Origin of the sequence: uncultured Boseongicola sp., assembly GCF_937988555.1 — a bacterium.
Taxonomy (GTDB): domain Bacteria; phylum Pseudomonadota; class Alphaproteobacteria; order Rhodobacterales; family Rhodobacteraceae; genus Boseongicola.
The window spans coordinates 1-8,277 of the sequence record NZ_CALJXO010000391.1 but is presented as its reverse complement, the minus strand read 5'-3'; the positions used below and the strand labels follow the sequence as shown (position 1 = coordinate 8,277).

The window sequence follows — 8,277 nt, the reverse complement described above, 5'->3', positions numbered from 1 at the left end:
ACGCGGGGGAACAACTCGCCCGCTTCGTTCAGCCGCCACTTAGGCTGCGTTGGCGCAGGTATTTTGCGAGATACTTCAACGAGTTATCAACTCAGTGAAGTTACGCGCTACTGCCCCTCGCGGGGGCAAATTCCACACACCATACGCAACTCGCGTTGCAGGGGCGTTTCACTCAATGAAATCAGTATGTTAACTGTCAAATTGGGCCGTTTTGACTGTCCGGGTAAACACTTAGCTATGCATTTCAGAGGGTTAGTAGGGGGTGTGGAAGGCGCTGCCAGGACGATCGGCAGCATTTGTCAGCCTATTGGCAGCGTCTGCCAGCGCCTTGGCACCAAACCGCAGTGGATGTGCGCAATCAAACTCAATTGCCTCAAAAGAAAAGCAAATCTAAAGAATCCCGGTTTGACAATCAGAATTTCGCGGCTGTCTCTTGCAAAATTTTCAAATTGAACCGTCAGTCCAGAGCTATTGGCTTTTCAATTCCGAGAGCTTTCCGGTCACCGCGCCCCAGGTCGTAACCAGATACGGAACGCAATAAGTAAGTACAATCTTCCAAATTGGAGGAGAAACACCTGAAATGATCGCATCACCGTGATTTATCATCACAAGAACAGTACCGACGACAAGCGATGTCAGGGCAGCCTTTCGTGGTGTTCCGTCACCAAAAGCAAGGCGCTTAATCGAGGTTCCCGTTTTACTAGTATCCATCGGCGATCAAATCAATTTTCGGTTTGAGTCTGTAAGGAGCGAGACAAGTAAAAGTATCTTAAGGTCATGTCAACAAATGAAAAGTTGAGTTCGTTGTGAACGAAAAGAGGGCTCTCTAGCTTCGTCGTGCGATAGTGTTGGTAAGAATGGCCAACAATAGTCCCAGTGTAAAATAGCCCACAATGACTTCGCTTATGAACAACAACCCACCCAGCAAAGAGTTTGCGGTTACGTCGCCATAGCCAAGTGTCGTGAAAGTCACGACTGAATAATAAAATGGTGTAAACCAAGTTTGAGCGGAATTGGAGTAATCCATAACATTCCAGCCCAGTGTCAGATCGGCCAGATAAACCAGCCCGTAAAGCATCGCGACAATCACTGCATATAGAGAGACCTTCAACAAACTACGACCGTGATCGATCAGGGCCCGGCCGCGGAAAAGTACCAGCTCGATCGACCTAACCAGCCCGTTTGGTCGGTCCATGAGGGTCTGAAAAAAGGTGTCAATGTAGTCTTGGCCCTTCGCATCGCGAACGAAAAGCGCGCTGCCAAAGGAATTGTCTATCCCGCGGACACCGAGGTAGTTTCCGACCATTTCGCGATACTTTCCGTATCGAATATATGTAACATTTGCTTCACTAAATTTTGTGAAATGAAATTTGGTCCCGGCTACGTCAGCGTAAGCAAGATTTGCGCCATTTAGATCGGCTTGTGATTGGTCGGCGCCCCGTAAATCCGCACCTGCAAGCTTTGCTTGTCTGAGATTTGCCCCCCGCAGATCAGCGCCACGACAGTCGGTTGAGGAAAGGTCAGCATCGGACAGGGCGGACTCTTGCAAGATAGCGCCCCGAAGAACCGCTTTGCAGAGAGCAACTTGGCGCATGTCAGCGTGAGCAATCTCTGCACCCTGTAATGACGAATTTTTAGATTTTTACGACGAAACGGCCACGAAATAAGTCTGAACTGGAAAGATCAAGGGAGGACAGGTCCAGATCCTTAAGATCAAACTCACTAAGATTTGCTTGCTTAAGTAGATCCGGTTCACTTGCCAAAATCTTCTTTGCTTTAAGCAGCGCTTCACCGCCTTCAATGAGAGCCGATTTGACGGAATCTTGCCTGGATTCCCGAGTGTCATTCATGACTTTTTGACCGGGCCTCGATTCATTGCCCAATTTTCTCCAGCAATCGGGTTAGCTCCACTGGCTTTTGTCATAGTCATAGTCAACGCAACCAGCTTCCAGGGCCTTTCCCTTGTCACCAGCCATGGCGTGTGCGGTCAGCGCGATAATGGGAATATCTTTCGTCGCTGCGTTGGATTTCAAGGCTCTTGCAGCGTGCCAGCCATCGACTACCGGTAGGCTCATGTCCAATGATATCAAATCCGGATTGCCGGATCCAGCCTTTCTGTCAGCTCCTGCCCACGGCTTGCCCAATAGAGTTTCAAGTGTACAATAGCGTTTTAGGCTGAGACTTGGCGTAACTTCTAAACACAAGGCGATCCAAATATAGTTCATGATTGGATGCCATTGCTTTTGGTTGGTACACTTCGTTTTGGGACCACGAATTTTACACCCAGATGGAGGGCAGAAATGGCCAAGATACTCCTTGTCGAAGACAATGAAATGAACCGTGACATGCTGTCCCGGCGGCTGAAAAAAAAGGGTTTTGATGTCGTTATGGCGTTTGACGGGCAGCAGGGAGTGGATATGGCAAGGAGCGAGCCTCCTGATCTGATATTATTGGATATGAGCTTGCCCGTGATGGATGGTTGGGAGGCTGCAGGTGTTTTGAAATCCGACGCCAGGACACAAGCCATCCCGATTATTGCCCTGACGGCGCATGCGATGGCTGGTGACAAGGAAAAGGCGATGGATGCAGGCTGCGATGACTACGATACAAAACCGATCGACTTTGAACGATTGCTGGGTAAGATCTCTAGTATGATGGGTTGACCTGATGGCTGTTTCGCGGGCCGTCAGTTTGAAGGAAATCAAGTGATGTCCAGCCTGGACATGCTCTGGCTTATACTGTGTGCGGCCCTGGTTTTCCTGATGCAGGCTGGGTTTCTGTGTCTTGAAAGCGGGCTGACACGCTCCAAGAACAGCATCAATGTTGCCATCAAGAATCTTGCTGATTTCTGTCTGACGACAATTGTGTTCTGGGTGATCGGATTTTCTCTGATGTTTGGTGACACAGTGTCGGGCTGGTATGGAACCGGTTTGGTACTACCTGACTTTTCCACCGAAAGTGCTGATACAGCCGTTTTCTTCCTGTTTCAGGTGATGTTCTGCGGCGCTGCAGTGACAATCATTTCGGGTGTCGTTGCTGAAAGATTGAAGTTTGGCGCTTATCTGATCGTCGCGCTCTTTATTTCCGGATTAGTCTATCCTGTCGCTGGTCATTGGTCGTGGGCGTCGTTTGGGGGGGGCTCGGGTGATGGTTTCCTAGCTTCTATGGGTTTCGTGGATTTTGCCGGATCATCAGTAGTACATAGCGTCGGGGGATGGAGTGGGTTGGCACTACTGATGGTCATTGGGCCCCGTATCGGGAGGTTCGGTGAGTTTGGCCCGATCAAGGCGTCCAACCTGCCTCTGGCGACGTTGGGGGTTCTTCTTCTCTTCATAGGGTGGCTCGGCTTTAATGGCGGCAGCACTCTAGTGATGGATGAAAGTGTGCCTTTGATCCTTGTGAACACGATCATCGGGGGTTCAGTCGGGGCGCTTGCAGCCGGAGGGCTGGGCTACGCGGTGCACAACAATTTGAATGTCACACAATTCATGAACGGCGCGCTTGGCGGTCTGGTCGCGATAACAGCAAATTGTTTTGCAGTATCCACGCCAATAGCCGCGCTTATCGGGCTGGTGGGTGGTATGGTCGTGGTATTCGCAGAAGATTTGCTCGAAAAATTTCACCTCGACGATGCAGTCGGCGCGATACCGGTACACTTGGCCGCCGGAATCTGGGGAACGCTCGCCACGGGCCTTTACGGCGACCTGGAGGTTCTGGGAACAGGGCTGTCGCGCGGCGAGCAAATTTCTGTGCAGGCCTTGGGCGTCCTCACATATGCGGCGTGGAGTTTCGGAATTTCCTATGCGTTGTTTTGGATTATCAATCGCGTGTTCCGTTTGCGGGTCAGCGCTGAACACGAAATCGCCGGGTTGAACATCAGTGAACACGCAGTGGAAAATGAAGATGCCGCCCAACACTTGGCCTCAGACATCCAGATTGCGGGAGAAAAAGTGTCGTGAAAAGTCGCTTGAAAATCGGATCAAAAATAATCCTGATTACAGTCCCAATCACAATGATTGCAGTGATGCTCGCGGCGTTGATTTCGGGATACTCATCAAGAGCAGCCCTGGAAAAAGCCGCGTTTGCGAGACTTACAGCCGTTCGCGAATTGAAGGCACAGCAGATAGAGGGTTATTTTGATCTGGTAAGCAACCAAGTGGCAACGATTGCGTTGGCACCTTCGATCGCGGAGGCCTTTGCTGATCTGGGTTACGCTTTGGTTTCGTTACCAACCATTGCCAGTGGCTCCAATGAAGATAATACTCTGAATGTCACCCGTTATTATTCCGAAGAATTTGGCCCTAGGCTCAAAGAAACTCGGATGACTGGCATTGATGACGTATTGATTTCGTCGCTTGTCCCCAATGATCCCGTTGCTCTTCTCATACAGTCCGAATTAGTTGTGGGCCAAATCGCGGAGCCCAACGAGCAACCCTCGTTCTCGTGGAAATATTTTTTGGATCTTCAGAAAAAGCTCACCGGAGAGTTCCAAGAGTTTACTAAACGATTCGAAATCAAGTCTATTTACCTCGTCCTAGCGGAAGATCAGCGCGTAGCATATACCACTAACCGCGGCATTGAATTGGGGACATCGTTAACCAACGGCCCGCATAGAGACAGCAATCTTGGAAAAGTGGCGTTGGCTGCCACTAAAGTGGAGGCTGGCGACACTGTATTTTCAGATTTTGAGAAGTACTTGCCAGCCTTGGGGCGACCGACAGCCTTTGTGGCTGCTCCGGTGTTCGGATCAAGTGAGCGCACTGGTACAGTCATTTTCGAAATATCCGTTGATACAATCAATGACATCATGACGTCCCATCAGTTATGGCAGGATGTCGGACTGGGTGTATCCGGTGAAACCTATCTTGTCGGTGAAGATTTACTCCTTCGTAATCAGTCACGATTCCTGATCGAAGATCGCGAGCAGTATCTTGAAATGATCCGCGAGATTGGTACTCCGGAAGACATCGTACGGCAGATAGAGAGCCAGAGTAATTCCATTGGTTTACAGCAGGTCGATACAATCGGTACCCGTGCGGCCTTGGCGGGAGAAACCGATACTCAGATTTTTCCAGATTATCGTGGCGTAGACGTTCTGTCAGCATTTCGCCCACTGAATGTCCCCGGGATCAACTGGGTCATAATGAGCGAAATCGATAAGGCAGAAGCCTTGGCCGACTTCGAGAAATTGCGAGATTTGCTAATTGTTCTTGCCTCTGTGATCCTGGCTGGCGCTGTTTTCACCGCGTACTATTTCGCTCTCTCATTGACCCGCCCGATTAGAGTGTTGGCGGGCATGGCTGAAAGCCTGAGTTCCGGGAACTTGGACGATAGTGTTGAAGTTCAGTCCGGTGACGAGATTGGTGATTTGGCAAGAGACTTCGAGAAAATGCGTTCTTCGATGAAAGACGCCTTTGACGAGGTGAAAGAACAAAAGGCTCATCTGGAGGAAGAAGTTCGAAAACAGACTGATGAGTTGGCAGAGACTTCGGGGCAATTGAACTCAGCCCTGTCGAGCATGCAAAACGGCATTCATCTATTGGACAAGGATCTAAAATTTATTTTTTGCAATGATCAGTTTCTTGAGCATTTGGATTTGCCCCGATCCCTGGTGGAGCCCGGTGTGCACATTGCTGAATCTATTAAGTTCCGCGTAAATCGAGGCGATTTCGGGTCAGGCCCCAAGGATGAGAAAATCCAAGAGGTTGTTGGACTTTACACCGACCCTTCTTTTCAGCGCACTGAGAGCACATTGGACAACGGTCGAACAATCGAGTTCAAGCTATCTCACATTCCCAACGGTGATAAAGTCGGCGTTACCTCGGACATTACGGAATTAAAGAACAAGGAAATCGACCTTCTTGCCAAAAATGAGGAAATGGAACGTATCCAGGATGATCTGAAAGACAGCAAACAACGCATTGCCAAGGTTATTCAATCCAGCCCAGATGGCATAATTACCATTGATCAGAAGGGGATAATTCAGTCCTTCAGTGCCTCGGCTGAGCGTATTTTTGGCTATTTTTCTGACGAGGTAATAGGTCGCAACGTCAAGATACTCATGCCAAAAGAAGTTGCGCTTGAGCATGATTATTATCTTGAAAAATACATTTTGGGTGAACCATCCACAATTGTTGGTACTATCCGCATCGTTGACGCAAAACGTAAAGACGGGTCGATTTTCAAAATGGATTTGCGGGTTGAGGTCATCGAATTGGGTGATGGGGAAGTCATGTACATTGGCACGACCCGGGATATTACTATACAGCTTCAAATGGAAGCTGAGGTGAATAAAGCCAGAGAAGACGCAATGGCTGCCAATGCCGCCAAGAGCGCCTTTTTGGCCAACATGAGCCACGAGTTGCGCACACCAATGAACGCCATCATTGGCTATTCCGAAATGCTCGCCGAAGACGCGGACGACGACGGGTTGGACGATATGCATGAAGACCTGCAGAAAATCACAGCTGCGGGCAAGCACCTGTTGTCTCTGATCAATGATGTTCTGGACCTTTCCAAAATCGAAGCCGGAAAGATGGAGTTGTATATCGAGGCATTCAATGTCTCAGATGTCGCCAACGAAGTAGCCGACACCGCGCAGAACCTAGTGAAAACCAATGGCAATACGCTTGTCGTCGAAATTGGTGAAGGACTTGAAAAACTTGATGGGGATCTGACCAAGACACGGCAGATGCTGTTCAATCTAATTTCGAATGCGGCTAAATTCACCGAAAACGGCACGATCACCCTTGCGGTTGAGAAATACGAAAACCGCGGCTCTGACTGGGTAAGATTCAGCGTTTCTGACACTGGTATCGGAATACCCGCTGACAAGCTCGACAAGATCTTTCAGGAGTTTTCTCAGGCAGACGATTCAACAACGCGAAACTACGGTGGTACTGGTTTGGGTCTGTCACTCACCCGGCGTTTTGCACAAATGATGGGTGGCGACATTCGTGTTGAAAGCGAGGAGGGCCGCGGGTCCAGCTTCATCATCGAGATTCCGATGAAAGTGACCAAGCAACACGAGGGACTGGAGGTAGAAGCCAGTATGGACGTAACAGACGACAATACCGCGATTGCGGCAGCTAAAACTTCTCCCGATCTCCTTCTGAGTACACTTGAACGGGTACATAAGGAAAAACCGCTGGTGCTTGTCGTGGATGATGAGCAATCCGCCCGCGACCTTCTTACAAGATCCTTGGAACTAGAAGGTTGCGAAGTGAAGGCCGCACGAGACGGCAACGAAGGTCTAAAAATGGCCGCGGACCTGACCCCCGACCTTATTACCCTGGATATCATGATGCCGGGGATGGATGGTTGGACGGTACTTCGACAAATCAAGGCAGACAAGAATCTGAGGGACATACCAGTGCTCATGGTCTCGATGATTGGAGATCGGGGCATGAGCTATGAACTCGGCGCGGTGGATGCGATACAAAAGCCCGTTGACCGGAAAAAACTCCGCGGGTTTGTTGAGAAATACGCCAAGGGGAAAAGCAATTGCGTGCTTGTTGTTGAAGATGATCCTGCCGCGCGCGTTAATATCAGGTCATCACTGGAAAAAGTGAACTGGAATGTTACCGAGGCGGAAAACGGTTTAATTGGGCTGGAGGCTATTCAGAACAAGAAATTTGATCTTGTCCTTCTGGATCTAATGATGCCGGTCATGGACGGGTTTGAATTTCTTCACAAACTGAGAGATTCTAATTCTCCATCTGCCGGAACGCCAGTTATTGTGATCACAGCAAAAGATCTGGATGCGAAGGATCGCGCGAGATTGACTGGGAGTGTCGATGAAATCATTGCCAAGTCTGGGCGTTCCATTGAGCAAATTATGGGAGAAGTGAAAGTTGCATTGGGTGATGCGTGGACAAGTAAAGGAGGGAAACCACTGTGACTTCTGAGCCCTCTGGAAAAGAAAACGTTGAAGCCCTGAAGAAGCACAAAACAGAATGGGCACGTTTTCGTTCTGCGGCTGAAGGTAAAGACCAGAACTTTCATGATTTTAGCGAGTTGGATCTATCTGGAGCCGATCTTGCCGACCGGGACTTGTCAGGTGCTGATTTCTTTTCTGCCAACTTGGAAAATGCCAACCTGAAGATGTGCGACCTGGCCGGGGCGGAATTGGCCAGTTCTAACCTCTCTTCGGCCTCTCTTTACAAGAGTGATCTGAAGGGGACGATCTTTCAGGAAGCCAAGCTGGTGCGTGCGGATCTTTCAGACAGTGATTGCACCGGCGCGGATTTTCGCGGCGCAGATCTGTCTGGGGCCAAT

9 protein-coding genes and 1 pseudogene are annotated in these 8,277 nt (G+C 49.6%); 5 read left to right on the top strand and 5 right to left on the bottom strand.

Annotated elements, in window-relative coordinates; genetic code table 11:
• Window positions 1–453 (top strand): hypothetical protein (locus Q1B15_RS23115; protein WP_299758553.1); only part of this gene is annotated, 453 nt, incomplete at its 5' end.
• A 15-nt stretch (window positions 454–468) separates the two neighbouring features.
• Here Q1B15_RS23115 and nrtS read toward each other — a convergent pair.
• From nrtS to Q1B15_RS23095, 5 genes and pseudogenes are all read right to left on the bottom strand, one after another.
• Window positions 469–711 (bottom strand): nitrate/nitrite transporter NrtS, encoded by a 243-nt coding sequence (gene nrtS, locus Q1B15_RS23625; RefSeq protein WP_366141772.1) that lies wholly within the window; start codon window positions 709–711, stop codon window positions 469–471.
• 115 nt (window positions 712–826) lie between these two features.
• Complete coding sequence (locus tag Q1B15_RS23620) at window positions 827–1,549, bottom strand: pentapeptide repeat-containing protein (protein ID WP_366141773.1); 723 nt, start codon at window positions 1,547–1,549, stop codon at window positions 827–829.
• A pseudogene (locus tag Q1B15_RS23615) lies at window positions 1,526–1,618 on the bottom strand (hypothetical protein); the annotation flags it as partial. The gene Q1B15_RS23620 and the pseudogene Q1B15_RS23615, both read right to left, overlap by 24 nt.
• A 16-nt stretch (window positions 1,619–1,634) precedes the next feature.
• On the bottom strand, window positions 1,635–1,850 hold the full coding sequence (locus tag Q1B15_RS23100) for a hypothetical protein (protein WP_299758551.1): 216 nt from the start codon (window positions 1,848–1,850) through the stop codon (window positions 1,635–1,637).
• A 51-nt stretch (window positions 1,851–1,901) separates the two neighbouring features.
• Window positions 1,902–2,225, bottom strand: coding sequence for a response regulator (locus tag Q1B15_RS23095; protein ID WP_299758549.1), 324 nt, complete (start codon window positions 2,223–2,225; stop codon window positions 1,902–1,904).
• A 75-nt stretch (window positions 2,226–2,300) separates the two neighbouring features.
• On the opposite strand from Q1B15_RS23095, the gene Q1B15_RS23090 reads away from it, so the two are divergent.
• The 4 genes from Q1B15_RS23090 to Q1B15_RS23075 all read left to right on the top strand — a co-directional run.
• Window positions 2,301–2,663 (top strand): response regulator, encoded by a 363-nt coding sequence (locus tag Q1B15_RS23090; RefSeq protein WP_299758547.1) that lies wholly within the window; start codon window positions 2,301–2,303, stop codon window positions 2,661–2,663.
• Window positions 2,664–2,708: 45 nt separating this feature from the next.
• Window positions 2,709–3,959, top strand: coding sequence for an ammonium transporter (locus Q1B15_RS23085; RefSeq protein ID WP_299758545.1), 1,251 nt, complete (start codon window positions 2,709–2,711; stop codon window positions 3,957–3,959).
• Complete coding sequence (locus Q1B15_RS23080) at window positions 3,956–7,900, top strand: response regulator (protein ID WP_299758543.1); 3,945 nt, start codon at window positions 3,956–3,958, stop codon at window positions 7,898–7,900. The genes Q1B15_RS23085 and Q1B15_RS23080 overlap by 4 nt, the downstream gene beginning before the upstream one ends.
• On the top strand, window positions 7,897–8,277 hold a 381-nt coding region (locus Q1B15_RS23075; RefSeq protein ID WP_299758541.1), incomplete at its 3' end, for a pentapeptide repeat-containing protein. The genes Q1B15_RS23080 and Q1B15_RS23075, both read left to right, overlap by 4 nt.